This window comes from Nocardia lasii, assembly GCF_042658545.1.
Taxonomy (GTDB): domain Bacteria; phylum Actinomycetota; class Actinomycetes; order Mycobacteriales; family Mycobacteriaceae; genus Nocardia; species Nocardia lasii.
In genome coordinates, this window is the sequence record NZ_JBHSQN010000002.1 from 63,092 (window position 1) to 88,660 (window position 25,569).

Genomic DNA, 25,569 nt, shown 5'->3' on the forward strand with positions numbered 1-25,569 from the left:
GTCGCTGCGGCATCCGGCGCCGAACACGGTCCACACTGGGACCCGTGGACACCGAGACCGCGTCGCCGTCGAGTTCGCCGCCACCGCCCGCCCGCAAGCGGATGCCCGAGTGGTTGCCGCGCGCGATGGTGCTCGCGCTGGTATTCTTCGGGCTTTTCCTGTTGGGGGACTGGGCTTTTCACCGGCTCACCGGAATCCTGATCATTCTGCTGGTGGCGTTCTTCGTCTCGCTGGCGATGGAACCGGCGGTCGGTGTGCTGGCTCGGCGCGGAATGAACCGGGGGTTGGCCACGGGGGTGGTGTTCGTGGCGACCTTCGTCTGCGTGATCGGTTTCCTCGCGGCGCTGGTGACCCTGCTCGTGCACACGGTGTCGAACCTGGTGCGCGAGGCGCCGCGACTGCTCGATTCGGGGGTCGGCTGGATCAATCACACGTTCAACCAGCACTTCACCCTGCACGATCTCAGTGACCGATTACTGCACGAATCCACCGTGGTGAGCAACTACGCGCAGGACGCGGCCAACAACGCGTGGGGTGTGTCGACGACGGTGCTCGGCGGGGTGGTGCAGGTCCTCACGATCGCGCTGTTCAGCGTGTATCTGACCGCGGGCGGACCGAAGTTGCGTCGCACGGTCTGCTCGGTCCTGCCGCCACAGCAGCAGTCCACCGTGCTGCACGCGTGGGATCTGGCCATCGACAAGACCGGCGGCTACCTGTACTCGCGGGTGCTGCTCGCCATCATCTCCGCGGTGGTGCACGGCGCGTTCCTCGCCCTGCTCGGCCTGCCCAACGCCATCGCGCTGGGCATCTGGTTCGGGGTGGTCGCCTCGTTCATCCCCACCATCGGCACCTACCTCGCCGCGGTCCTGCCGATCCTGGTCGCCCTCACCGTCGACCCGATCGACGTCGTCTGGATCGCGATCTTCGCGGTGCTCTACCAGTTCTTCCAGGACTACATCCTGCAACCGCGCATCACCGCCCGCACCGTCGACGTCAACGCCGCCGTCGCCCTGCTCGCGGTCCTGGCGGGCGGCGCGCTACTCGGCGCGGTCGGCGCCCTGCTGGCGATCCCCGCGACCGCCACCGTCCAGGCGTTCCTCAGCGAGTACATCACCCGCTACACGGTCACCGAGGACCCCCGCATCGACCGAACAGCGGCCCGCAAGCGCGACTAGACCCCGATTTCGCGCCGGATCATCGCCCGCACCCACTGCTCGTATCGCGCCAGCGACCACCCCCGTTCGACGACGAGGCTGCGATAGGTGCCCACGTTCACCAGCGCCCACATCGAATCCGCGAAGCCGGACGCGTCGAGCGTGGCGGGCAGGACACCGGCCTTGTCGAGGCGCCGACCCAGTTCCAGCAGTTCCTCGTAGCGTTCCTGCTCGCGCGGCCGCAGCGTCTCCTCGACCTCGGGATGCTGACGCCGGGCCGTGGTGAGGGCTTCGTGGATGCGCCAGACCCGGTCGGCGATCTCCACATCGGCGCTCACGCACGCGTCGAGGGCGTCGAGCGCGGGCAGTTCGGCGAAGGGATGTCGCAGCATCACCGGCGCCACGTCGGTCTCGTAGACGTGCAGGTGCAGGGCCGAGAGCAGCTCTACCTTGGACGGGAAGTGCAGGTAGATGGCCTGCCGCGAGATTCCGGCGCGTTTGGCCACTGCCTCCAGACCCGCGCCGTGATAGCCGAACTCCTCGAACATCGCGCGCGCCGCGTCGAGAATCCGGCCGCGGGTCTCCTGCCGTCCAGTGCTTGACATGCTGTCAACCGTATCGTAGTTTACAAGCTGTCAAGCACTTTACGTGCTGTAAAGTGGAAGCGTTGCCGAGGAGGCGCGAGATGGCCAACTATCTATTCGTGACATGGGACGGCGCGGGAAATCTGGTCCCCACGCTCGGTGCCGTCCGGGCGCTGACCGCTCGCGGTCACCGGGTCAGCGTGCTCGGGCACGCGAGCATCGCCGAGCGGGTCGAGGCGGTCGGCGCGCGCTTCGTCGCCCTGTCGCAGGACGACGGCTGGGACGAGATGGCCGACCCCGCCGATTTCGAGGCCGAGATCCGGCTGATGATCGAAAGCCTGTGCTTCAGCCCGCTCATCGCCGACGATCTCGCCGCCTGTCTGCGCCGCGAGACCCCGGACGCGATCGTGGTCGACTGCCTGCTGTTCACCGCCCTCGACGTCGCCCTGGCCTCGGGCATTCCCACCACATCGCTGTTCCACACCGCCTACACGATCCTGCGCGGCGGCCCGCTGGTCGAGATGTTCGCGCCCGGGATCGCCCTCGTGAACGCCGGTCGCGCCACCCTCGGCCTCCCCGCGATCGAGCGGCTCAGCGATATCCACGACGCGTGCGCGAGCGCGATCGTCGCGGTGCCGAGCGAATTCGAACCGGAGATCCCCGACGCCGCGAACGTCGTGCGCATCGGCCCGGTCCTGGACGCACCCCCGCTGTCGACGACGGTCGACGCGGTCGAACTCGCCGGCGACCTACCTCTGGTCCTGATCAGCCTCAGCACCAGCGAACAGGGTCAAGCCGACCTGCTCACCCGCTGCGTCGACGCGGTCGCGGAACTGCCCGTGCGCGCCATCGTCACCACCGGCCCCTCGATCGATCCAGACACAATTGCAGCAGGTGCCAACACGCAGGTCGTGCACTATGCCCCGCACGCGGGCATTCTGCCGTCGGCGGCGCTGGTCATCACCCACGCCGGCCTCGGCACCACCCTGGCCGCCCTCGGCCACGGCGTCCCGATGGTGTGCGTGCCGATGGGCCGCGACCAGTTCTTCAACGCCCAGCGCGTGCAGGAACTCGGCGCGGGCACGATGCTGCCCCCGGACGCGAGCACCGAACTGATCGCCGCCGCCGCGCGCACCCTGCTCGCCGACGAGTCCGCGCACGCCACGGCCACCCGCCTCGCGACCGCGATCGCCGGCTATCCGGGGGCGAACGGCGCGGCCGATGTCCTCGAATCCCTCACGGCGAGAACCGAACTCGCGCCGACGTCGTAGAGAGCGAGTGCCGGCCCCGCTCGAGTTCACCCCCCGGTAGACCGTGCCGGCGTTCGAAAGACCTCGGCGCGAACCAGCCCGTCAGCGCAAGCTGTCGACGTACCCGAGGATGCTCCGACTGGCCAATTCCCATGCCGCGGAGGTGGAATCGGCGAACTCCCCGTGCCCGGTATTCCGCAGGATCCGCACATCGGCGGTTCCCTCGGCCTGGGTCACCGCCTCGACATAGCGCTGACTCTGCATCGGCAACACCACCCGATCGTTCTCCCCGTGCAGCGCGGTGATCCGGGTGTCGCCGGGCGGGAGGTGGTGGATGGGGGAGGCGTAGCGATACCGGTCGGGGACCTCGGCGGGCCTGCCGCCGAGCAGTTTGGGCACGAAGCTGTCGCGTCCCCGATTCACCGCCAATTCCAGGTCGAGTACCGCCGCCATCAGCGTCATGCTGCGGATGTGCACGGCCGGGTGGCGCGGGGTGTCGGGGGAGCGGTGGCCCGTCACCCAGGCGGCGAGTTGCCCGCCCGCCGAATGCCCGGCGATGTGTACCCGGTTCAGGTCGAGCAGGTGTCCGACTCGGGGCGCGACAATGTCGGCGAGTGCGTCGACGGCGTTGCCCACATCGGTGAGCGTGATCGGCCACCCGCCCTCGCCGTTGACCCGCCGGTACTCGATGTTCCACACCGCGACCCCCTCGGCCGCCAACGCGCGCGCGTGCGCGTCGAACTGGGCCAGGGTTCGGTTCTGCATCCAGCCGCCGCCGTGGACGAGCACCACCACGGGCAGGCGGGTGTTCGAGGTCGCGGGCAGGTACAGGTCGCCGAAGGTGTCGGGGGAGTTGCCGTAGGTGATCCGCATCGGGGTCGGCGGGATCGTCATGGTCTCCGCGGTGAACATCGCCTCCGGCACCGACAGCTCCGCGGCCTGGTATCCGAGTCCGAGGGTGAGGACCGCCAGGATCGCGGTACCGGCGAGGCGACGCTTTCCGACCACGGCCACGACCTTTCTCTCGAATCGGATCTGCCCTCAGCACCGTACCGTCGCCGAGCCGTCCGACCGAGAGTTCACGACTGAGAGTCGCGCCTCACCACCACCCGAGCACGGGTTGCAGCGCGCGCCCGAGCGGCCCGGCCAGCGAGCGTGAATAGCTCGCGGTGAGGTGGTGTTCGTCGTGGTAGATCAAGATATTGCCCTCGGCGACCGCGCACACCGCGGGCTCACAGACCGCGTCGGTGAGGTCGATCGGGAACACGCTGGGGAACGCCGAGGCCGGCTCCAAGCCCGGGTTGACCGGGGCCAGCGCGTCCTCGCGCCGCATTCCGCAGCTGAGTCGATTGCCCCCACCGGCCAGGCAGTCGGCGGCCTTGTAGCGGATCGTGCCGCGCCGCAACCACGGGGTGTCGCGGATGGTGACCACATTGAGTCCGCGATTCGACAGCGCCGCCCACACATCCAGATACTCGGCGGGCGTTTCGTCGCCGCCCTCGTCGCGCGGGCGGGTGCCGGTGGTGAACACCCAGTCGGGTCGGTCGACGCCGAGCCGGTCGATCACCTCCGCCGACCAGTCGCGACAGTCCGGGATCGGCTCACCCTTGTACATGGCGTCATCGGCCAGGGTGAGCGGGCAGCCCATCTTCAGATACACCTGGATGCGGAACGGGTGCTCGGCGGCCAGGATCTGCAGGGCGGGCAGCCAGTGCTCGGCGTGCGAACTGCCCACGAGCGCCAGCGTGCGGTCGGCGTCGGGGTCACCGTAGGTGCAGGTGAGGACCTCGCGGGTGTCCCAGTCGGCGATGCACCCGTCCGCGGTGGGCGGTGGCACCTCGGTGGGCGCCTCGAAGACCGTGGGCCGCATCGGCTCGGCCGGGGTGGGCGCGCCCGAGGCCAGCGCCTCCGCGCCGGGGTACCGGACCGGGTCGAGTTCACCGGCCGCGACCGGCGGGTTGACCCGAACGACCGCGATCTGCCACCCGGCGGTGACGGTGACCGTCGCGACCAGCAGCACCGCGACCGCGGAGGTCACCAGGTGACGCGAACGCGGAGACCGGGTGCCGCCGCCGCCGTTGCGCAGCGGCTGTTCGATCCACCGGTAGGTCACCCAGGCCAGCAGCACCGACAGCGCGATCACCCCGGTACCGCCCACCAGTCCGGCGTGGGTGTTGCCGCGTTCGGTGAGGAAGAAGATCAGGATGGGCCAGTGCCACAGGTACAGCGGGTAGGCGATGTCGCCGAGCCAGCGCATCGTCGGGTGGGCCAGCAGCCGGTTCGGCAGCGGCCAGTCAGCGGGTCGCAGCTGCATCGCCGAGACGATGACCGCGACCGCCGCGCAGACCGGAAGCAGGGCCGCCGGGCCGGGGAAGCGGTTGGCGGCGTCGAGGATCAGCCACCCGCACAGCACCACACCGGCCAGCCCGAACACCGACAGCGCCAGGCGCAGTCGCCGCCACGGCATCAGATACGGTGCGAGAATCGCGATTCCGGCGCCGATGAGCAGTTCCCAGGCGCGCGCGAAACTGTCGTAGTAGTTCCAGCCCTGGTTGGTCGCGGTGCCGTGCGCGGCGTAGACGAACGAGGCCATCGCCAGCGCGAGCACCAGCCCGCCCACCGCCGGGCGGATCCGGTCCGTGCGCGAGAACCGACCACACACCCAGGCGACGATCGCGATGGTGACCAGCGCGGCCAGGTAGTACTGGCCCTGCACCGACATCGACCACAGGTGTTGCAGCGGGCTCACCGAGGGATCGGCCGCCAGATAATCCGACCAGGTCAGCGCGAGCTGCCAGTTCTGGTAGTACAGCAGCGACGCGAGCACCTGCGTGGCCACCGTGGACCACTGCGTGTACGGCAGCAGCACCAGGGCCGCGACGACGACCGCGGCCAGCACGACGGCCATGGCGGGCACGAGCCGACGCAGGGTGCGGCGCACGACCGCCAACGCCCACCTCGGTTCGCCCGACTCGGCCCGGCGCAGCACCATCCCGGTGAAGAAGAATCCCGACAGCACCAGGAACACGTCGACCCCGCCGGAGACCCGACCGAACCACACGTGGAAGACCACCACCAAGGCGATGGCCAGCCCCCGCAACCCGTCCAGATCGGACCGGTACCCCGCCCCGCCACCGGTCCGTGTTCCGGTGGCGGGGCGAGGACAAGACGACGGCGAACCGTTGTCTCGGAGAACAGGGGATGACCACGACATGACACCTCTCCTATCACGGTCCCCACCTCCCGGTCCATTTATGAGGTGTGCTAACTGTGACCCGTTCCACGTTTGACCGCGTGGTTTCCGGAACCGCCCTCGTCGAGGCCACGGATGGCGATTTCGACGGCACCGAGCCGATCGGCGAGCAATCCGAGGCCACCGATCGCGCGAATCAGCGGATCCTCGGCGCTGCCGCCCAGTGCCCGGTCGCGCAGATACGCGGTCTTGATCGTCTCCCAGCGCGCCGCCTGCTCGGGGGTCAGGCGTCCGCGCAGTTCGGCGAGCTTGAGCAGGTTGGCCTCGGCGTCGGCGGCCAGGGTCTGCGCCTCGCCCCGGTAGTGGTCGTCGAGCAGCACCTCGAGTTCGGTGTCGTCGAGCACCGGCACGATGCGCCCGGTGAGCCCGTTCATGTCGCGGTAGGAGCCCTGGAGGCGGAACGGCGGTTCGGTGCGGGCCGAGTCGGTCCGCGCGGCCGAGGCGATGTAGGCCCGGTTGACGGCCAGCACCACCGCGCGCACCCGCAGCAGTGTGCGCAGCACCGCGACGATGTCGCTCAGCTCGGCGTCGGAATAGGGGTGGGTGAGCTGGTCGGTGCGCGCGGTCTCGTCACCACCGGCCACCCGCAGCAGCAGTTCCAGATCGCTGCGTTCACGCGAGGACAGCGGGGCGAGAACAGGATTGGTGGTCAGCGCGTTCTCGACATAGCTCAGGGCGAACAGATCCTCGCGCCCGGCCAACACGTCGCCGAGGTTCCACACGTCGGCGCGGTTGGCGAGCATGTCCGGGATGCGGAACCGTTTTCCCTGCTCGGTGTAGGGGTTGCCGGCCATGCACACCGCGAACCGCTTGCCGCGCAGGTCGAAGGTGCGCGGCTGCCCCTCCCACACGCCCTCGATGCGGCGCTGCGCGTCACACAGCGAGATGAACTTCTGCAACAGCTCCGGGGAGGTGTGCTGGATGTCGTCGAGGTAGAGCAGCACATTGTTGCCCAGCGCCAACGCGAAGTTGATCTTCTCGACCTCCTGGCGGGCCGTGGCGTTCGGTGCGGCCGCCGGGTCGAGCGAGGTCACCGCATGACCGAGGGCGGGCCCGTCGATCTTGACGAAGACGACCCCGAGCCGGGCCGCCACGTACTCCATCAGCGTCGTCTTGCCGTAGCCCGGCGGCGAGATGAGCAGCAGCAGCCCGGACTGGACCGCGCCGCGTTCGCCGGTGGCGCCGAGCTGGCGGGCCAGGTTGTCGCCGATCAACGGCAGATAGACCTCGTCGAGCAGCCGGTTGCGGACGAACCCGCTCATGACGGCGGGCTGGTAGTCGTCGAGGCGCAGTCGCGCACGCTGGTCGGCGAGCAGTTCGTTGCGGCGGCGCAGGTGCGCGCGGAAGGCGGGGATCTGTTCGGTGCGGAAGTGGTGGCCGCGCGCGGTCAGCTCCGCCACCGCGACCGATAGCGCACGGTCGCTGATGCGGGGGTGCTCGCCGAGCAGGCCTTCGACGGTGGTCTCGAGGGTCGCCGCGCACTCGTACCGGGACAGCTCCCCGCACAGTTCGATTGCGACGGCTTCGGCCAGCCCGTCGAATTCCGTTGTGCCACCGGCGAACGCGGCCAACCAGGTGGTGACCAGGTGATACCGCTGGGGCAGGTCGGTGCCCAGGGCGTGCACGTCACCCCGGAAGCCGTCGTAACCGCACGGGTGCGCGGCCTCGAGCTGGTCGCGGAACGCGGTGAGAAAGGTGCGCGCCGACGCGGCGGTGACGAAACCGTCAGGGCCGGTGGCGATCTCGTGGAACAGGTAGGTCGCCGCCAGATACGGGTCGACCTCGCCGACGCCCAGCCTGCCCGCGAATGCGGTGATGGCACAGTCGAGTTCGCCGATCACCCGGTCGCGTGCGGTGGGATCGCCGAACAGGGTCGCCGCCCGATCCGTCGAGGTGATCCGCGCACTCCACCGGTCACGATCGGGGAGCGGTCGCCAGTCGGCGGCACCGAACTCCCACCACAGCTGCGCCACGGCCCGCTCGACCGGACGGAACCGCAGCAGTCCCGCCTCGGCGTGCATCCCGAGCAGCGCGGTCAGGATCGCGGTGGCGTCGTGATCGTGCACGCCGAGCTGGTAACCCTCGTCGTAGCGCTGCCGGGCGACCTCGCGAACCAGCCCGTCGAGCTTGCCCGCGGCCACCGCGTCGTGCAGGTCCGCGACCGTGCCCGCCGACTCCGCCTCGGCGAGAACAGAACTCGCCAGATGCTCGCCCCGATACATCCGCGGCGTCTCCGAGACCACCAGCTGCTCCCACAGCGCGGCCTGATCCACCCCGTGCTCGCTCGCGGGCACCGGCGCCCGATAGTCGGTGCCGCTGATCCCGAACATCAGCGTCCCCTCGTGCGGGACCAGCGTGAGTTCGGGTCGGGCGGTGGTGACCGCGAACCGATGCCTGCCGAGTCGGATCGTCGCCCCGCCGTCGGCATACAGGTCGTGCCGGTCGCGCAGCACCCGGCCCGCCTCCTGGCGCACCACGATGATCCGGCCGTCGAGCTCCTCGGCCGTGACCACCTCGCCCGCGCCGCGCAGCTCGGTGATCGTCGCGCGTAACCGCACCACCATCGGATCGGCGGCGAAGTAGGCGTTGACCTCCTCGCGCGAACCCAGCGCGTGCGCGCGGCGTTCGATGCTGGCCAGCATCCGCCGGGCCGAGTCGAGCAGGCGGCGCGCCCGCTGGGACCGCTCGTCGAGCAGGTGCTGTTTGCGGGTCGCGAAGGCCTCGTAGACGTCGTCGCGGCTGTCGGCGATCCGCTGCGCGAAGTCGTCGAAGGCGCCGAACCGCGTCTCCATGCTCTCGACGGTCAGCAGCAGCTTCGCCACCTGGTCGTCGCAGCTCTCCGGGGTGTCCGCGAGGGCCAGCGCGCTGGTCACCGCCTGCCCGAGCAGGGCGTACTCGGCGGCGAATTCGGCGCGCCCCTCGGCGGCGGCCAGCTCGGCCCGGCGCGCTTCCAGCGTGGCGCGCGCCCGGTTGGCCGCGGCCGACACCGTCGCGATGCGTTCCAGGATGCCCGCGCGCAGGCTCGCGTCGCCCACCTCGAGCCCGGTCACGATCTCGATGACGGTGTGCAGGTCGTCGGTCTGCTCGCTCAGCCAGGTCCGGATCGGCGCGGCCTCGGCGACGGTGTCCATGGCCAGCGCGCGCTCGGCCGTCTCCTCGACAGCGCGCAGGTACTCGTCGAAAGCCGTGGGGTCGCTGAGGAATTCGACGCACCCGCGCCCGGTGATATCGAGCGCGTCGGCCACGGTCGCGGCCAGGTCGTCGAGCCGATCGGTGTCGACGTAGCGCAGCTCGCGCAGGGTCTCCACCCGGCCCGCCGCGCGATGCAGGGCGGTGAGCTCGTCCACCCAACCCTGCGCGCTGGTGTGACCGCCCGCGGTGCGCACCAGCGCGGCGACCTCCTCGGTCGCCGCCGCCACGGCCTGTTCGGCCTGTTCGGTGCGCGCGGTGACCTTCTCGAACTCGTCGACGGCCTGTTCGGCGGTGGTGCGCAGCGCGGTCAGCGATTCGGTGAGCGCGCCGAAATCGGGGTCGGCGAGCCAGTGGTGGTGATCGGCGGTGCGCACACACGCGGCGATGATGGCCTCGAACACCTCGGTGGTCGGCGCCATATCGGCCACCATGCGGGTCACCGACAAGCAGTCCGACACCCCGCGCACCAGTTCGGCATTGCCGATCCGAGCCAGCGGCCCGGTGCCCGCCGCCCTACGCGCCGCGTGCGTGTCGGCGACGAACGGGGTCTGCCACACCTGCATGGTGTGCACCCGGGTCGGTTCCTCCGACACCGCCCGGAACACCACCATGGTCCCGTCGTCGAACAGCGAGTACCCGTGGCAGGTGATCGGGGTGGCGACCTGCTTGCGAATCATGTTGTAGGGCAACAGCAACGTGCGACCCTCGGCGCGCGCATGGAAGACGTAGAGCACGTCCTCACCGTTGGCGGCGCGCACCGTGCGCTCGTACTCGAGATCGTCGATGGCGGTGTCGAAGGTCTTGTGGACCCCGGTTTCGAGGTAGTAGCCGCCCGGGAAGACGATGCCCTGATCCTCTGGCAGCAACCGACACGACAACCCGATCCCGTCGAGCCGGACCACCGTGCGCGTCCTGGTGTTGAAAACCAGGTGCCGCCAAGCGGTTTCGTTATAGGGCCGGATGCGCAGCAGGATCAGTGCGCCGACCTCGGCGTAGAACACGTCGGCATCGGCCAGGCTCTGCAACGGCTCGTCCACCGGTTCGGCGTAGATCCCGGTGCCGGACTCGGTGTTGTTCTCCACCTTCACCGTCAGCGTGCCGCCCAGGGTCTCGACGAATACCTTGCCCAGGATCGACAGGTGCGGATGCCTGCCCGATACCTGGTCGTTACGGGTGGTCTCGGTCCAGGCGAACTCGTGCGGCGGCGGGAACACGTGATCGCGTTCGCCTCGACGGTCCAGATACTCGACCCCACCGGCCGGGTCGAGTTTCCAACGCAGCACCGTGATGTCGTCGGTGCGCTGCCCGATCTGGAACACCGCCAGCATCAGCCCGTCGATCCGGCGCAATTGCAGCAGCCGGGTCTGGGTGTAATACCGGTAGAGCTCGGCGAAGTCGCGCTGGAAGCGCGGGTCGTCGAGCAGACCGGCCGGCTCGGCCGCGCTGAAACCGAAACCGGAGTCCTCGCGCTGGAACCGGTGCGCGGCGAAGACGTCCCCGATCTCGGTCTGCGGCTTGAGCCCGAGAAACACGTTGTACCCGAACAGCATTCGCCCGTCGCCCACCGCGACGATGTCGCGCGGCACGCAGTTGTGCTCGGTGCGGATGTGCTCGGTGCCCACCAGTGCCAACTCGATGCCGCCGAACTCGGCGATGCGGCGGTCGTTGAGTTCCTCGCAGCGCCGGGCCAATTCGCTCGCCTGCTCGTGCAGGCGGGTCCGCAGCACCTCGTAGGTGCCGCCGTCGAGGGCGGCACCTACGGTCTCGGGCCGCGGCCGCGGCGCGCTCACTTGTCCAGCAGCAGGTCGAGCGCGGCGGCCTCGTCGGTCTTGTCCGGCCCTGACCCGTTGCGCGCCAACAGCGTGCCGACCACCGCGGTGGCGGCGGCGCCGGTGTCGGAGTGCAGCAGCTTGTCCATGCTCTTGCCGAGCCCGATCGACCCGACCAGCTTGTCCAGGAACATCGACTCCCCGCCGACTATGTCGATCTTGGCATTGCCCAGACCCACCGCCAGCACATCGGCCTGCGCCTGCGCCACGTCCCGGTGCGCCTGCACGGTCGCGAGTTCGACCTCCTTCTGCAGTTCCAGCCGCAGTCGGAATTCCTCGTGCTCGCGGGTCGCGTCGTCGAGAACCGCCATCGCCGCGGCCTTCTCGTGCAGACCCTCGGCCTCGCCCTTGAGCTTGTCGCGCAGCCCCTCGGCCTCGGCGGTGTTGCGTTCGCGCAGCACCGCGGCCTCGGCGCGGCCGACCTTCTCGATCGCGTCGGCGTCGCGCTCACGCACCTGCGCCTGGGCCAGACCCTGCGCGGCGGCCTCGGCCTGGGTGGCCTCGGCGAGCCGAATCTTGGCCCTGGCCTGCAATTCCGCGGCCTCGACCTCGGCCTCGGCCAGCGTCAACGACTCCTTGGCCCGGAACTTCGCCGCCGCCTCGGCCGCCTCGGCGGCCTTGATGTCTTTGACCAGGTGCTCCTGGGCGTCGGCCTCGGCCCGGATGATGATGGCCTGACGCTCGCGCTCGGCGGCCTCGACGGCCCGCAACCCCAGGATCTTCTCCTCCTGCTCGGCCACGGTCCGATCCACCGCCACCCGCTCCCGCACCACCTCGGCGACGGTGCGCCGCTCGGTCTCGAGCTCGCGCTCGTTGCCGATCTGGGCCAACGACACCGCCCGATCCCGGTCGACCACCTCGAGCTGGCGGTCCTTCTCGATGCGCTCGGACTCGATCGCGATCACCCGCTCACGGTTCTTCTCCGCCACCGCGATCTCCCGATCCCGGTTCTGCGCCTGGATTCCCAGCGACTCCTCGGTGCGCATGGCCGCGGTCTGCGCCTTGAGTCGCTCCTCGGCCTGCACCCGCAGGATCTCGGCCTCCTCGCGCGCCCGCAGCGTCTCGACCTCGCGGCGCTGCCGGTTCTCCGCGTCGGACTGTTGGCGCTCCAGCTCGAGCACCGCCGCGCGGGCCTCCACGTTCTGGCGGGTGATCTCCTTCTCCTCGTGGCGACGGAACTCGTTGGTGCGCACGTGTTCGATCGCGGTGAGTTCGGTGATCTTGCGAATACCCTGCGCGTCGAGGATGTTCTGCGCGTCGAGTTGCAGCAGCGGGGTCTGCTCGAGGTAGTCGATCGCGGCGTCCTCGAGGCTGTAGCCGTTGAGGTCGGTGCCGATCACGGCCATGATCCGGTCGCGGAACTCGTTGCGGTGGGTGTAGAGGTCGACGAAGTCCAGGTGCTTGCCGACGGTCTTGAGCGCCTCGGAGAACTTGGCGCTGAACAGTTCCTGCAACGTGGCCTGGTCACTGGCGCGTTCGGTGCCGATGGCCTGGGCCACCTTGATCACGTCCTCGACGGTCTTGTTGACCCGCACGAAGAAGGTGATCCTGATGTCGGCGCGGATATTGTCGCGGCAGATCAGCCCGTCGCGGCCCACCCGGGCGATCTCGATGGTCTTCACCGAGATGTCCATGATCTCGGCCTTGTGCAGCACCGGCAGCACCACGGCGCCGGTGAAGGTCACATCGACCTTGCGCATCTTGGAGATGATCAGCGCGCGTCCCTGGCTGACCTTCTTGAACAGTCGGCTCACCAGGAACAACACGGCGAGCCCGACGAGCAGGACCAGCGCGATCAACACGCCGAATCCGATGGCGATACTGGACATCAGTTCCCCTCCGTTGCGGCCACCCAGAACGTGCCTGCGGCCTGGTCGTAGTCATAGACGATGGCGGAATCCCCTGATCGCAGGGGTGTGGTCGCGGTGTGGATCGCCCCGCACCGGACCTGGATCACCGCCGACGAACCGTCGGCGGCGGTGAGTTCGGCCTGACCGAACTCCTCGTCGACGTGGCCGGTGCGCACCACGCACACCCGGCCGACGAAGTCGTGGTGCGAGGGCGCCGGACTGTCCCGAAACACCCGTCGCAGCGGAATCACCACCAGTCGAGTCCCGGCCACCGCGGCCACGACCGCGACGACGAGCACCCCGAAACCGGCGGCGACCGAGGCGATTCCGCGCACCCCGACCGCCTCGACGGCAACGGTGCCGACCAGACTCGCGAACCAGCCGAGCCCGACGAGTCCGGACACGGCCACCGTCACCGGCACCCCGCCCAGCCCGAGCGCGTCGAAACCGTTACTCCCCGAACCGATATCGACGCTCTCCCACGCGTCGGCCTCGACGCCGCCGACGAGCACGAGCGCCCAGAACCCGACGACGACGAGCAACGCGAAGCTGAACAGGGCCGTCGGAAACGTGACCGTCAACCGCAAGAACTCAGCCATGACACACCCCCCCGGACAGTGAGAGACCCCGCCGCCGTGCCGATCTCGGTCGGCGACCCGGCGCGACTTCCCGTGCGCACCGTCAAAGTAAAGATATCGTAAAGACATTGCCATCGCAACCCAAGTGCCCAGCTCGCGTCGCATTTCCGCCCGATTCGCCCGGTGCCGGAACCCTGTGCGCCCCTGCCGTTCCGGCTCGTGCCGCCGGAGCGTCCCGCGCTACCGAACGTCCTGCGCATCGGGTGGATTCGCCGCCGACGGCGTCGACTACTCGCGGTCGGTCCCGCGCCGTTACGCTGACGGTGGATCTGACCCACCGCGTCCTGCTCGACGGCCGCGGAGTCAGAGGGCGAGGAAGGAACAGGACGTGGCAAACGACGCTGATCGGTGGTGGGAGGCTCCCGGATTGTCAGGGCCGACCCCTGACCCCACCGCCCCACCCGCCGCGGACCACACCACCCTGCGCGCCCCCAACGAAACCCCCCAGCCACCGCCGGGCGAGCAGCCACAGTGGCAACCGCCCGGCAGCCCCCAGCCCGCCGACCCGACCCTGCTCGCCCGGCCCGCCACACCCGCTGGCACCGGCGAACAACCGCACCCGGGTCCGGGACACCAGCCCGGCAGCGGCCAACCGGCCGACCCGACGCTGCTCGGCCAGCCGTTCACTCCGCCGGGGACAGGCGCGCAACCGCAGTGGCAACCGCCCGGCACCGGGCAGCCCGCGGACCCGACCCTGCTCGGCCAGCCGTACACCCCGCCGGGGACCGGTGCGCAACCGCAGTGGCAGCAGCCCGGCACCGGGCAGCCCGCGGACCCGACATTGCTCGGCCAGCCGTACACCCCACCCGGATCCGGCGAACTGCCGCAACCGGGCACCGGCCAGCAGCCGCAGTGGCAGCAGCCCGCCGACCCCACACTGCTCGGCCAGCCCTTCACCCCACCGGGAACCGGCGACCAGCCCCAGTGGCACCAACCCCCCACCGGCCAGCCGCAATGGCAGCAGCCGGCCACGGAACAACTTGGTACCGGCCAGAATCCGTACGCCCAGCCCGGCGCGTTCGCCCCGGGAACCGGCCCGTACACCCAACCCGGCTACGGCCAGCGCTACACCCAGGGAACGGCCCAACAGCCCTACCCCCAACAGCCGTTCGGCCAGCCCGGCTACCCCCAGCAACCCGGCTACCCCCAAGCCCCGCAACCGTTTTCGACACCTCCGCCCCGAAAGTCCGGCTCGGGCGCGATCATCGCGATCGTGGCGGTCGTCGTGGTGCTGGTGATCGCCGTAGCGGCCGTGATCGGTTTCGCCGCGACGTCCTCCTCCGACGACCCCACCGCCGCCCCGAGCACCTCCACCACCACGACGAAGGCGGGCCCCCTCTCGGGCACCAGCACCGCCCCGGTCGCCCCGGGTTCCCAGGGCGTGCTCATCCCCAACTACCGCATCGCCTACGACGTCCCGCAGGCCTGGAACATCCACGCCTCCACCGACACCCTCGAGATCGCCAACGCGCTGGGCACCATCGACGGTCGTGGTCAGTCGACCGAGGGCGCCGACTACTGCCCGGGTTCGGTGTATCGGGCGATGGCGGCGGTCACCTCGACCACCGACACCGATCTGGCGAAGGCCGCCACCACGGTCGCGAAGGTCACGGCGGCAGGCGGTTACGCCGATCCCACCGGCGGCAAGCTCAGCACCGCGACCTCGATGAAGACCGACAGCGGCGTCGAGGGCCAGTTCGTGGAATCGTCCGGTCCGTGGACTCCGATGGCGCCGGGCTGCACGACCAACGCCTACTCCGTCTACACCTTCGCCTTCCGCAACGCGACCAACACCGTCCTGGTGCTGACCATCCTCGCCGACCGTGGCACCAGCGGTGAACTCACCGCCGATCAGGCGAAGAAAATGGTCTCCAGCCTGCGGCTGGTCTAGCGGCCTCGGCGCCACCACCGCCGGTGTTCGTAGACTCGACTCATGACGGCAGCCGCATCGCATTCGACCGATCTCCCGGCGAGTCTGGTGGAGATGACCGCCCACCATGTGCGCGCGGAGGTGCTCAGTGGTGCGCTGGCGCCGGGGGAGCGGGTCGGGGAGGAGGCGCTGTGCGCGCGGCTGGGCATCAGCCGCGCGCCGGTGCGCGAGGCCCTGCGGCGCCTGGCCGAGCAGGGTCTGGTCGAACATCTGCCGCGTCGCGGGTACCGGGTGGTGGTGTGGTCGGCCCACGACATCGTGCAACTGTTCGAGGTGCGCCGCGCCCTCGAGCAGCACGCGCTCGGCGTCGCGCTCCCGGCGAAAGACCTACGCCTGCACCGTGTTCGGGCGGCCCTGGCCGAACTCACCCAGGCCGACCGGCGCAAGGACTGGGTCGCCCGCGACGACGCCCACCGCCGCTTCCACGCCGAAATCGTCGCGCTGGCGGGCAATCGCCAACTCGACCTGGTCTACGAGCAGGTGCTGGTGAAACTGCAACTGGCCATGGCCCGCAACCTGCGCGAGGAGACCGAGGCCGGTGCGCGCCGTGAGGGCGTGCGCCGCCACCAGGACCTGCTCACCGCGCTCGAGAGCAACGACCCGGCCGAAGCCGAGGCGGCCCTGCGCACCCACGGCGAGCAGACGTATCTGAACCTCAAACACGGTATCTGCTAACACATCCGATACAGACGGCGCCTACGGCCGTCACACATTCTGTCGACAATCGACAACATGACAGGATCTACGGTCCAGGAAATCCTCACCCAGCACCAGGGTGGCAACGGCTCGCCGACCAGGACCGCCGCGCGCGTGGCCGACGCGATGGCCGCGCGCGGCGACGACGGCACCTGGATCACCCCGGTGCCCCGCGCGGAACTCCTCGCGGCCGCGGCGGCGATCGAACGCAGACCCGGTGCGCGCACGCTACCCCTCTACGGCGTCCCGTTCGGGGTGAAGGACAGTATCGACGTCGCCGGCTACCCCACCACCCTGGCGTGTCCCGACTACGCCTACGTCGCCACCACCACCGCACCGGCCGTGCAGCGCCTGCTCGACGCGGGCGCGCTGTTCGTCGGCAAGACCAATCTCGACCAGTTCGCCACCGGCCTCAACGGCACCCGCACCCCCTATCCCGTGCCGCGCAGCGTCTTCGGCGGCGACCTCATCTCCGGCGGCTCGAGCTCCGGCTCCGCCCTGGCCGTCGCGCTCGGCCAGGTCCCGTTCTGCGTGGCCACCGACACCGCGGGCTCGGGCCGCGTGCCCGCCGCCCTCAACGGCATCGTCGGCTGGAAGCCCTCGCGCGGCCTGATCAGCACCGTCGGCCTCGTCCCCGCCTGCAAGTCGCTGGACTGCCTGACCCTGATGGCCACCACCGTCGAGGACCTCGACCTGGTCGCCGACGTGATCATCGGCATCGACCACGACGACCCGTGGACGCGCGAGCGCGGCCCGCGCTTCGCCGGCGGCCCCATCCGCATCGGCCTGCCCGCCCCGCACGAACTCGACTTCTTCGGCGATGACGCCATGCGCGCCGCCCACCTCGCCGCCCGAGACCGCCTGCCCGGCAACGGTTTCACCTGCCTCGACACCACCCTCGAACCCTTCCTCGCGGCGGGCGCCCTGCTCTACCAGGGCCCGTGGGTCGCCGAACGCCTGGTCGAATTCGAGGACTTCCTGACCGAACGACCCGACTCGATCCTGCCCGTCATCCGCGAAATCCTCGACAGCGGAAAGCGATTCACCGCCGTCGATGTCTTCCGTGCCCAGCAGCGACTCCAGGAACTGCGCGCCGAGGTCGCCCGCCTGTGGGCTGCGTTCGATGTCATGGTCGTGCCCACCATCGGCACCACCTTCACCGTGCCCGAGGTGCTCGCCGATCCCATCGCCACCAACACCGTCCTCGGCCACTACACCCACTTCGGCAACCTGCTCGACCTCACCGCGGTCGCCGTCCCCGCCGGCACCACCCGCGACGGTCGCCCGGTGTCGCTGATGGTGTTCGGCCCCGCCCTCGCCGACGACGTCGTCCTCGCCGCCGCGGCCCGACTGCTCGACGAACCCCGCACCACCGTCCACACCCACCACCTCGGCCCGGTATCCCTCCAGGAGCGACGATGACCGAAATCCCCGCCAGCCCAGGCCCGTTCACCTTCGACCCGGCGACGACCGCCCTCGTCATCATCGACATGCAGCGAGACTTCCTGCTGCCCGGCGGTTTCGGCGAGAGCCTCGGCAACGACGTCTCCCTGCTGCGCACCACCATCGAACCCCTCACCGCCCTGCTCGCCTCCGCCCGCGCCACGGGCCTGACCGTGATCCACACCAGGGAGGGGCACCTGCCCGACCTGTCGGACTGCCCGCCCGCGAAACTGCGGCGCGGCAACCCTTCTCAGCGCATCGGCGACCCCGGCCGCTTCGGCCGCATCCTCATCCGCGGCGAATACGGCCACGACATCATCGACGAACTCGCCCCGATCGAAGGCGAGACCGTCATCGACAAACCCGGCAAGGGCGCCTTCTACGCCACCGAACTCGCCACTGTCCTGCACCAGAATTCGATCACCACGCTGCTCGTCGCCGGGGTCACCACCGAGGTCTGCGTGCACACCACCGTCCGCGAGGCCAACGATCGCGGCTACGAATGCCTCGTCGTCGCCGATTGCGTCGGCTCCTACTTCCCCGAATTCCAGCGCGTCGGCCTGGCCATGATCGCCGCGCAAGGGGCGATCTTCGGTTGGGTCGCCGACTCCGCCGATGTCATCACCGCACTGACCACCCCCGCCTCCGTCACGGCCTAGCGAAGAAGGTTCCACCATGTCCGTCGACACCTCGACAAAAACCACCGCCTCCGAACCCCCTGTGCCCCTTGCCCTTCCGTGGTGGACCCGCGGCGACACCAACGCCTTCTTCGGCCTGGCGTTCAACATCTTGGTCAACGTCCTCACCCTGACCACCCTCACCATCGCCGTGGTGAAGATCCCCAGCACCGACGTGCTCGGCACGGTCCTGCCCGCCCTCGGCATCGCCCTGGTGCTGGGCAACCTCTACTACATGATCCTGGCCCGCCGCCTCGCCCGACGCGAAGGCCGCACCGATGTGACCGCGCTGCCCTACGGCCCGAGCGTGCCGCACATGTTCATCGTGGTCTTCGTGGTCATGCTGCCGATCTACCTCACCACCGGAGATCCGTTGCGGGCGTGGGCCGCCGGCCTGGCGTGGGCGTTCATGATCGGCGTGATCGTGATGATCGGCGCCTTCGTCGGCCCCTACATCCGCAAGGTCACCCCGCGTGCCGCCATGCTCGGCACCCTGGCGGGCATCTCCATCACCTTCATCGCCATGCGCCCCGCCGCGCAGATGTGGGAGGTGGCCTGGATCGGTCTGCCCGTGCTGGCGATCATCCTGATCGGCTTCTTCACCGACGTGCGCCTGCCCGGCAACATCCCCGTCGGCCTCGTCGCCCTGCTCGTGGGCACCGCGATCGGCTGGATCGGCGGCTACATGTCGGCCCCCGACGTCGCCCAGGCCGCCAGCGACATCGCCCTCGGCCTGCCCGACCTGCGCCTCGACTTGCTCTTCGACGGCCTGAGCAACCTCGCCCCCCTGCTGGCCACCGCCATCCCCCTCGGCATCTACAACTTCACCGAAGCCATGAGCAACGTGGAGAGCGCCGCCGCCGCGGGCGACAACTACAACCTGCGCAGCGTCCTGCTCGCCGACGGCTTCGGCGCGGTCCTCGGCGCCGGTTTCGGCTCCCCGTTCCCGCCCGCCGTCTACATCGGCCACCCCGGCTGGAAGGACGCGGGCGGCCGCACCGGCTACTCCCTCGCCGCCGGTGCCACCATCGCAATCATGTGCCTGCTGGGCCTTTTCGGCATCCTCGCCACCCTGCTCCCCATCCCCGCCATCGTCCCCATCCTGCTCTACATCGGCCTGCTCATCGGCGCCCAAGCCTTCCAAGCCGTCCCACGCCTCCACGCCGTCGCCGTCGTCGCCGCCCTGCTCCCCAACCTCGCCGAATGGGCGGTCACCCAGATCGACAACGCCCTCTCCGCCGCCGGAACCTCGGCCACCAAGGTCGGCTCCGAAGCCCTCGGCCAAGCAGGCGTCGTCTACGACGGCCTCAAAACCCTCGGCTCCGGCGCGGTCCTGGCCGGCCTGATCCTCGGCGCGATAGTCACCTTCATCCTCGACAAACGCTTCCGAGCCGCAGGCGTAGCAGCCCTGATCGGCGCCACCCTCAGCTGGATCGGCCTGATCCACGCCCACGCCGTCGAATGGGCAGCCGCCCCCAGCGTGGCCCTCGGCTACCTCTTCTTCGCCCTCGTCTGCCTCGCCTACTCCTTCCTCCCGACCCCCACCCCCACCACGGAACCTTCGCCGGAGAAGGCCGAGGCGTAATACACGCTGACCCGGCTCGGTGTACTCCGAGCCGGGTCAGTGCCTTTTCGCCAGCGCGGAGAGGAACTCCCGAAAGTCGGTGGCCGGGTGGCCGGTCAGTTTCAAGACCGTGTCCGTGGCGTGTTCGAGGTCGCCCCGCGCAATCGCGGTGTAGGTGCTCACCCACCCATCCACCTCCCATTGCGGCGCATGGTATTTCGCCCGCGATGCGTAGGCCTGCTCCACCGTCTGATCCACGAAACTGTACGGGCGGCCCAGTATCTGGGTCATCTCGGCGGCGGCGGTCGCCAACGTGAACGCGCGCGGACCGGTCACATCGAAGGTATCGCCGTCGTATTCGCTCGAACTCAACACCGCCGCAGCACAATCGGCGACATCGGCGCGCAGAACAGCGGCAACCTCGCCCGTACCGGCGGGTCCCGCGATCACGCCGTCGGCATCGGCGAGGTGCGGGATGATGTCCTGATACTGGTTGTCGCGCAGGAAGGTGAACGCCAGCCCGGACTCCCGGACGGCCTGCTCGGTGTCGTAGTGATCGCGGGCGTAGGTGAACGTGGCTTCGGGCGCCGCGCCGACGTACGACAGATACACGATCCGTTGGACCCCAACAGATCTCGCCGCCGTGACCACCTCCCGCTGTTGGGCGGCTCGGTCGGCGCTCTCGGTGGCCGAAACGAAGAAGAACGTGTGCACCCCTTCGAGCGCGTCCGCGACCGTCGCGGGATCGCTGAACTCGATGCGCGCGGCGGTGGCGTCGGGCAGCGCCGCGATGTGGGAGACATCGCGTCCGAGCAGTCGCAACCGGCGGTCACCGGACCCGGCGAGAATCTGTGCCACCCGGCCGCCGATGTGTCCACTGGCCCCTGAGATCGCGATCGTTTCCGGCATCGGTCCAGGCTATGACGATGCCGGGCTCGGCGGCACCGACACGCCCACCGATTCGTCGGGATGGGCGAGTCCGCGCGCGGAACACTCGCCGAGGTGGTGAAATCGGCGCGTGCGCGTATCGAGTGGAATAGCCGCCTGCGTGGCGGTCGTGACCCTGGCCCTGCCCGCGAACCCCGCCCAGGCGGCCGTCCGGGACACCGCCTGCGGTTCGACCCTGTCCCAGACCGACGTCGCCGAGATCGCCCGGCTCTCCGACACCGCCACGATCCCCGGCACCGGCCTGGCCCGACTCGAGGACGCCGTCGACCGCCACCACCGGATCACCGAGATCCTCGTCGACCACCGCGACCTGCGCGGCCTGTTCGCCATCGGCCTCGACGGTGTCGAATACGCCGCCGTGATGCCCCTGCAACGCGACCCGGCCGCTTTCGCCGACCGCGACTACGCCCACGCCATCAGCTACGACCTGCTGCGCCGCTTCCTCGATAACCTCCACGCCGAATTCACCGGCGGCACCCCAGATCCCCAATGGGCGCACTACTTCGCCCTCGCCCAAGACTGCACCGCCTCCCGCGCGCGCACCGCCATGGCCGGCTACAACGCCCACCTCACCGTCGACCTCTCCTACGCCGTCGCCGCAGTAGGCAGCACACCGGAGAACGCCCCCGATTACTTCACAATCGTGGCAAGCATCGCCGCCGCGGGCGACACCATCGTCGACCGCACCAGGGCGGCTTACAACGCCGACCTCGGTCCGCTCTGGCACTTCTACTTCGTCGGCGAAGGTCTGGACCAACTCTTCGGCGCGGGCGTAGCCACCGAACAAATGCTCATCGCGGCCGACCTGGCCGCCAACACCGTCATCTTCACCAACGGCCTTGCCCTCCAAAACCCCGCCCTAGCCCCCACCATCCACACCGAGATAACCACCCTCTGGCAAGCCGCCGACCTGGCCTTCGACGCCTTGGCCCGCATCAACGCCCTCTGAACCCGATCGGCTCTGCCACCGTCGCACAGTAATGCCGGAGGTCCGGCTCTCGTGCCGGACCTCCGGTCATCAGGCTGCCAGGGGCCGCGGGTCGGCCGAGCCCTGCGCCGCGATCAGGTCACCGAGTGAGTTGACTCGGCGCTGCAGGTATCGCTGCTGCGAGAAGAACCAGATCGGCGCGACCAGCCAAGCGATCAGCGGGGACACCTGCACCGAGGAGTTGCGGGCGGCGTGCGCTTCGTTGATTCGCTGTGCGGTGCGGTAGATGCCGACGCAGCCCCAGATCGGGATGATCTGGTTCCACCACCGGCCCCATGCGGCGTGCGGCTGCCCGGTGGCTGCGGCGAGTTCGGCATTGACCTTGTGGAACCAGACGAGGTAGTAGATCCCTATGGTGATGCCGATGAGCCACCACCCACCCCACGGGCTGCGTTGCTTGATCGGGTTGTTCATTCTGCTTTTCCTCCTCGTCGTCCTGCTGTGCCCGGGGCTCGGGCGGGGAAAGCGTAGAGCGATTGAAAGGTGTTGTCCGGCAGTGAAGCATGTCGCTGTGGCAGTGACCAGCGGAATCGGCGGTCACTAATATTCGGTCACAGATTGTTCGACCGGAATCGGCTAGCTGCTTTGCTGCGGCCGGGTGTTAGACGGCGCGACAACAGGATTGATCGCCTCGCCGGATGCGAGGTTTCCCTCACCAGATCGCATGAACCCTTTTGGGTAGATGAACGTTCTAACCAATAGATCTACGTACATTCCAATCTCGGAAGGTGGCCTGGCATGGCAAGCGACGTAAGACCTGATGGAGGGCGTCTCGCCGATGTGGGGTAACAAGCGATGAACTCGTCGCTCGTCTCGACCGCGTTGCCCGGCGCGCTCGCGGTCATCATGTTCGGGCTCGGATTGTCACTGACCGTCGCCGACTTCGCCCGGGTGCTGCGCGCGCCCAAGGCGGTCTGCGTCGCGCTGGCCTGTCAGGTGGTGGTGTTGCCGACGGTGGCGTTCTTCCTGGTGACCGCGTTCGACCTACCGCCGCTGTCGGCTGTCGGCATGATGCTGCTGGCCGCCTCGCCCGGCGGCGCGACGGCGAACCTGTTCAGTCATCTGTTCCGAGGCGATGTGGCGCTCAATGTCTCACTCACAGCAGTGAATTCGGTTCTCTGTGTGGTGAGTATCCCGGTGGTCACCAACCTGGCCATCGGCCATTTCGCGCCCGCGCAGGCCGACCAGCTCGGGCTGCAGTTCGGCAAGACACTGCAGGTTGTCGTCATCGTGCTCGGTCCGGTTCTGATCGGGATGCTCGTACGTCGCCGGGCACCCGATTTCGCGGCCAGGATGGACCGGCCCGTGCGAATCGCTTCGATCGCGCTGTTGGCCGGCCTCGTGATCGCCACGATGGTCGCCGACCGCGCACAGCTCGGCGACTACTTCTTCGAGGTGGGCGCGATCGCGGCGACCTTCTGTGTGATCAGCCTGGTTACCGGCTTCGTGGTACCGCGCGCGTTCGGAATCTCGCCGCCGCAGGCGATCGCCTCGTCGATGGAGATCGGTGTCCACAACAGCGCGATCGCCATCGCCATCGCGGTCAGCGTGCTGGACGAACCACGCGTCGCCGTGCCCGCCGCGGTGTACGCGGTGCTGATGACACCGCTCGCCGCGCTGGTCGGCGCGATCCTCAGCCGCCGGATCGCGGGCCGACAGACCGTCGTGGGCGCGGCGGAGCAAGCGGATCGTTGATCACCCGGCGTCGCAGGTGGGGGTCGGGGTGGCGCCCGTCCAGCGGTCGAGGGTCCATTGGACGATCTGTGGGGTGAGCGGTGAGTCGGCGGCGACGAGGCTCATGTGGCTGAGACCGGGGAAGGTGCGGTAGTCGATCGGTTCGCCCGACTCGCAGCGGGCATCGACCCAATTCTGTTGCAGCTCAGGCTTGACGAGAGGATCGGCGAGACCTTGGGCGACCAGCACCGGGGCGGGGAAAGGACCGACGGGAGTCTGGCCCTTCAACAAGGTGCCGAATTCGCCGTCGAGGAGTTGATCCGGGAAGACCTGATTCGGGATTTGTGAGCCGCGCAGGATTGCGGAGAGTGCGTCTTTGCCGTTGAAGCACAGGTTTCGGATCTTCTCGACACCGTGCTTCGAACCAGGGGTCAGGTGGTCGGTGAGCTGGAGTAGGGGGTAGAGGTCGTTCCAGGTGTTCGCGATGTAGGCGGAGATGGTCTTGCCGCCGACCTCGGATTTGTCGGATTCGGCGAGCCCGAAGAGGTCAGCGGCGGGCGCGAAGGCGGCGACGCCCTTGATATGGAACTCGGGGGCGTAGCTGCCCGCGATCTGTCCGGTCCACAATGCGGCTTGGCCGCCCTGCGAATGCCCCCACACGACGGTGTCGGTGGTCGTCGAGATCTCATCGAACTGCCGCGCCGCCCGCGAGGCGTCGAGCACATTGCGCGCCTCGGCCTCGCCGACGAGGTAGGGGTGGGTGCCTTGCGTCCCGAGCCCGATGTAGTCCGAGGTCACCGCGACCCAGCCGTGCTGGGTCACCATCTCCTGGAGTGCGGTCCCCGCGCCGTCGTCGAACGGCGTGGGGGACAGCGACGGCGCGCATTTCGGTGCGATTCCGGTGGTGCCGTGGGCGACGGTCAGCAGGGGAAACGGAGTGTCCGAGGGGTCCTCGGGGGCGAGGATCGTGCCACTCGAGATGGCGGGCGTCCCATCGGGATGTGTTGTCGTGTAAAGGATTCGCCATCCGCGCGCACCGTCGGGCACGCCTTGGTCGAGCGGCTCGGAGCGCAGCAGTCGGCCCGGCTCGCGCGGCACGTTGTCGGGCGCTGTGTAGAAGGGCCCGGGTTCGGGCAGCGGCACGCCGGAGAGGAGTCGAACGCTGCCGTAGGCGAGCAGTACCGCGATCGTGAGTGCCGAAGCGGCGGCGATGGTGCGGATCCAGCGGTGTCGGTGCCGCCTCCGGACAAGCGCGGTGAACAGCAGCTGCAACCCGAAGAAGATGAACCACGCCGCAACCCCGAACCGGAACAACACGATCGTGAGAACCGGCCACGCGAACGCGACCACGCCGACAGTAATACTCGCGATCGCGGCGAGCGCCGCCGTGACGCGCTGGTCGGCACCGCCCGCCCGCACCACCTGCCACAGGGCGAGCACCCCGTGAACGATTAGCGCCGTCCCTATGAGAAAGGCGAGCCCCGGCGTCCCAGCGCTCGGCCACACCACCATCGCCGCACCCAGCACGCCTAGTACACCGCCGAGCACCCGCGCGGAAAGCGGAACTCTGACCCTCTCCGCCGCGAGAGGGATCAACGCCGTCGCGACCCCCACGAGAACGAACCCGACACCGGTGACCAGAGCGACCGTTCGCACGTGCATCGGAGCGAGGAACAGCAGCACACCCACCGCGACGGCGGCGATCCCGATCACCATGCGAAGCGGTGTCGATCCCAGAACCCGACCACGCGCCGAACCCCCGCCGCTCCCCGCCACGTCCTGTTCGCCCAACGATTCGTCGCTCAACGCACCCTCTTCCGCCGCGGGTTCAGCCAGCACCCCCGACTCCTGATCGTCAGCCGACCAGCAGAAGCAACGCGCCGAGGTGAGCGAAGGATA

Annotated in this window: 18 protein-coding genes; 9 read left to right on the forward strand and 9 right to left on the reverse strand. The window is 69.2% G+C overall.

The window, feature by feature from the left end; genetic code table 11:
* Window positions 1–44: 44 nt before the first annotated feature.
* Window positions 45–1,175: an AI-2E family transporter gene (locus tag ACFP3H_RS04110; RefSeq protein ID WP_378599841.1), complete on the forward strand. Its 1,131-nt coding sequence runs from the start codon at window positions 45–47 to the stop codon at window positions 1,173–1,175.
* On the opposite strand, the gene ACFP3H_RS04115 is transcribed toward ACFP3H_RS04110, so the two are convergent.
* Entirely contained in the window at window positions 1,172–1,759 is a 588-nt protein-coding gene (locus tag ACFP3H_RS04115; RefSeq protein ID WP_378599844.1) for a TetR/AcrR family transcriptional regulator, read from the reverse strand. The genes ACFP3H_RS04110 and ACFP3H_RS04115 overlap by 4 nt on opposite strands.
* 80 nt (window positions 1,760–1,839) lie before the next feature.
* Here ACFP3H_RS04115 and ACFP3H_RS04120 point away from each other — a divergent pair, with 80 nt between their 5' ends.
* Window positions 1,840–3,009, forward strand: coding sequence for a glycosyltransferase (locus ACFP3H_RS04120; protein WP_378599846.1), 1,170 nt, complete (start codon window positions 1,840–1,842; stop codon window positions 3,007–3,009).
* Window positions 3,010–3,090: 81 nt separating this feature from the next.
* Here the strand turns inward: ACFP3H_RS04120 and ACFP3H_RS04125 are convergent, their stop codons facing one another.
* From ACFP3H_RS04125 to ACFP3H_RS04145, 5 genes are all read right to left on the reverse strand, one after another.
* Window positions 3,091–4,002 carry an alpha/beta hydrolase gene (locus ACFP3H_RS04125; protein ID WP_378599849.1) on the reverse strand — a complete coding sequence of 304 codons (912 nt, stop codon included), beginning with the start codon at window positions 4,000–4,002 and terminating at the stop codon, window positions 3,091–3,093.
* Window positions 4,003–4,087: 85 nt separating this feature from the next.
* The gene (locus tag ACFP3H_RS04130; protein ID WP_378599851.1) at window positions 4,088–6,202 is read right to left on the reverse strand and encodes an acyltransferase family protein; all 2,115 of its coding nucleotides are present in this window, start codon (window positions 6,200–6,202) and stop codon (window positions 4,088–4,090) included.
* A 50-nt stretch (window positions 6,203–6,252) separates the two neighbouring features.
* Window positions 6,253–11,223 (reverse strand): DNA repair ATPase, encoded by a 4,971-nt coding sequence (locus tag ACFP3H_RS04135; RefSeq protein ID WP_378599854.1) that lies wholly within the window; start codon window positions 11,221–11,223, stop codon window positions 6,253–6,255.
* Window positions 11,220–13,091 carry a flotillin family protein gene (locus ACFP3H_RS04140; protein ID WP_378599855.1) on the reverse strand — a complete coding sequence of 624 codons (1,872 nt, stop codon included), beginning with the start codon at window positions 13,089–13,091 and terminating at the stop codon, window positions 11,220–11,222. The genes ACFP3H_RS04135 and ACFP3H_RS04140 overlap by 4 nt, the downstream gene beginning before the upstream one ends.
* Window positions 13,091–13,711 (reverse strand): hypothetical protein, encoded by a 621-nt coding sequence (locus ACFP3H_RS04145; RefSeq protein WP_378599857.1) that lies wholly within the window; start codon window positions 13,709–13,711, stop codon window positions 13,091–13,093. The genes ACFP3H_RS04140 and ACFP3H_RS04145 overlap by 1 nt, the downstream gene beginning before the upstream one ends.
* A 367-nt stretch (window positions 13,712–14,078) precedes the next feature.
* On the opposite strand from ACFP3H_RS04145, the gene ACFP3H_RS04150 reads away from it, so the two are divergent.
* From ACFP3H_RS04150 to ACFP3H_RS04170, 5 genes are read left to right on the forward strand one after another with little or no spacing between them, the layout of a single operon-like run.
* Complete coding sequence (locus ACFP3H_RS04150; protein ID WP_378599858.1) at window positions 14,079–15,641, forward strand: DUF8017 domain-containing protein; 1,563 nt, start codon at window positions 14,079–14,081, stop codon at window positions 15,639–15,641.
* A 42-nt stretch (window positions 15,642–15,683) separates the two neighbouring features.
* The gene (locus ACFP3H_RS04155) at window positions 15,684–16,355 is read left to right on the forward strand and encodes a GntR family transcriptional regulator (protein ID WP_378599860.1); all 672 of its coding nucleotides are present in this window, start codon (window positions 15,684–15,686) and stop codon (window positions 16,353–16,355) included.
* Window positions 16,356–16,412: 57 nt separating this feature from the next.
* Entirely contained in the window at window positions 16,413–17,798 is a 1,386-nt protein-coding gene (locus ACFP3H_RS04160) for an allophanate hydrolase (RefSeq protein WP_378599862.1), read from the forward strand.
* Window positions 17,795–18,478 carry a cysteine hydrolase family protein gene (locus tag ACFP3H_RS04165; protein ID WP_378599865.1) on the forward strand — a complete coding sequence of 228 codons (684 nt, stop codon included), beginning with the start codon at window positions 17,795–17,797 and terminating at the stop codon, window positions 18,476–18,478. The genes ACFP3H_RS04160 and ACFP3H_RS04165 overlap by 4 nt, the downstream gene beginning before the upstream one ends.
* 16 nt (window positions 18,479–18,494) lie before the next feature.
* On the forward strand, window positions 18,495–20,081 hold the full coding sequence (locus tag ACFP3H_RS04170; RefSeq protein WP_378599868.1) for a regulator: 1,587 nt from the start codon (window positions 18,495–18,497) through the stop codon (window positions 20,079–20,081).
* A gap of 36 nt (window positions 20,082–20,117) precedes the next feature.
* Here ACFP3H_RS04170 and ACFP3H_RS04175 read toward each other — a convergent pair whose 3' ends face one another.
* Entirely contained in the window at window positions 20,118–20,969 is an 852-nt protein-coding gene (locus tag ACFP3H_RS04175) for an NAD(P)H-binding protein (protein ID WP_378599870.1), read from the reverse strand.
* Between the two features lie 139 nt (window positions 20,970–21,108).
* Here ACFP3H_RS04175 and ACFP3H_RS04180 point away from each other — a divergent pair, with 139 nt between their 5' ends.
* Window positions 21,109–21,957, forward strand: coding sequence for a DUF5995 family protein (locus tag ACFP3H_RS04180; protein WP_378599873.1), 849 nt, complete (start codon window positions 21,109–21,111; stop codon window positions 21,955–21,957).
* Window positions 21,958–22,026: 69 nt separating this feature from the next.
* Here ACFP3H_RS04180 and ACFP3H_RS04185 read toward each other — a convergent pair whose 3' ends face one another.
* The gene (locus tag ACFP3H_RS04185; protein WP_378599875.1) at window positions 22,027–22,410 is read right to left on the reverse strand and encodes a hypothetical protein; all 384 of its coding nucleotides are present in this window, start codon (window positions 22,408–22,410) and stop codon (window positions 22,027–22,029) included.
* A gap of 381 nt (window positions 22,411–22,791) precedes the next feature.
* On the opposite strand from ACFP3H_RS04185, the gene ACFP3H_RS04190 reads away from it, so the two are divergent.
* Entirely contained in the window at window positions 22,792–23,691 is a 900-nt protein-coding gene (locus tag ACFP3H_RS04190) for a bile acid:sodium symporter family protein (RefSeq protein WP_378599878.1), read from the forward strand.
* Here the strand turns inward: ACFP3H_RS04190 and ACFP3H_RS04195 are convergent, their stop codons facing one another.
* Window positions 23,692–25,509, reverse strand: coding sequence for a lipase family protein (locus ACFP3H_RS04195; RefSeq protein ID WP_378599880.1), 1,818 nt, complete (start codon window positions 25,507–25,509; stop codon window positions 23,692–23,694).
* Window positions 25,510–25,569 lie beyond the last annotated feature (60 nt).

Excerpts from the sequence above, each read along its gene's own strand:
- ACFP3H_RS04115 (WP_378599844.1), bottom strand. The coding sequence starts at position 1,759 with ATGTCAAGCACTGGACGGCAGGAGACCCGCGGCCGGATTCTCGACGCG.
- ACFP3H_RS04120 (WP_378599846.1), top strand. The coding sequence starts at position 1,840 with ATGGCCAACTATCTATTCGTGACATGGGACGGCGCGGGAAATCTGGTC.
- ACFP3H_RS04130 (WP_378599851.1), bottom strand. The coding sequence starts at position 6,202 with ATGTCGTGGTCATCCCCTGTTCTCCGAGACAACGGTTCGCCGTCGTCT.
- ACFP3H_RS04140 (WP_378599855.1), bottom strand. The coding sequence starts at position 13,091 with ATGTCCAGTATCGCCATCGGATTCGGCGTGTTGATCGCGCTGGTCCTG.
- ACFP3H_RS04145 (WP_378599857.1), bottom strand. The coding sequence starts at position 13,711 with ATGGCTGAGTTCTTGCGGTTGACGGTCACGTTTCCGACGGCCCTGTTC.
- ACFP3H_RS04155 (WP_378599860.1), top strand. The coding sequence starts at position 15,684 with ATGACGGCAGCCGCATCGCATTCGACCGATCTCCCGGCGAGTCTGGTG.
- ACFP3H_RS04160 (WP_378599862.1), top strand. The coding sequence starts at position 16,413 with ATGACAGGATCTACGGTCCAGGAAATCCTCACCCAGCACCAGGGTGGC.
- ACFP3H_RS04165 (WP_378599865.1), top strand. The coding sequence starts at position 17,795 with ATGACCGAAATCCCCGCCAGCCCAGGCCCGTTCACCTTCGACCCGGCG.
- ACFP3H_RS04170 (WP_378599868.1), top strand. The coding sequence starts at position 18,495 with ATGTCCGTCGACACCTCGACAAAAACCACCGCCTCCGAACCCCCTGTG.
- ACFP3H_RS04175 (WP_378599870.1), bottom strand. The coding sequence starts at position 20,969 with ATGCCGGAAACGATCGCGATCTCAGGGGCCAGTGGACACATCGGCGGC.
- ACFP3H_RS04185 (WP_378599875.1), bottom strand. The coding sequence starts at position 22,410 with ATGAACAACCCGATCAAGCAACGCAGCCCGTGGGGTGGGTGGTGGCTC.
- ACFP3H_RS04190 (WP_378599878.1), top strand. The coding sequence starts at position 22,792 with ATGAACTCGTCGCTCGTCTCGACCGCGTTGCCCGGCGCGCTCGCGGTC.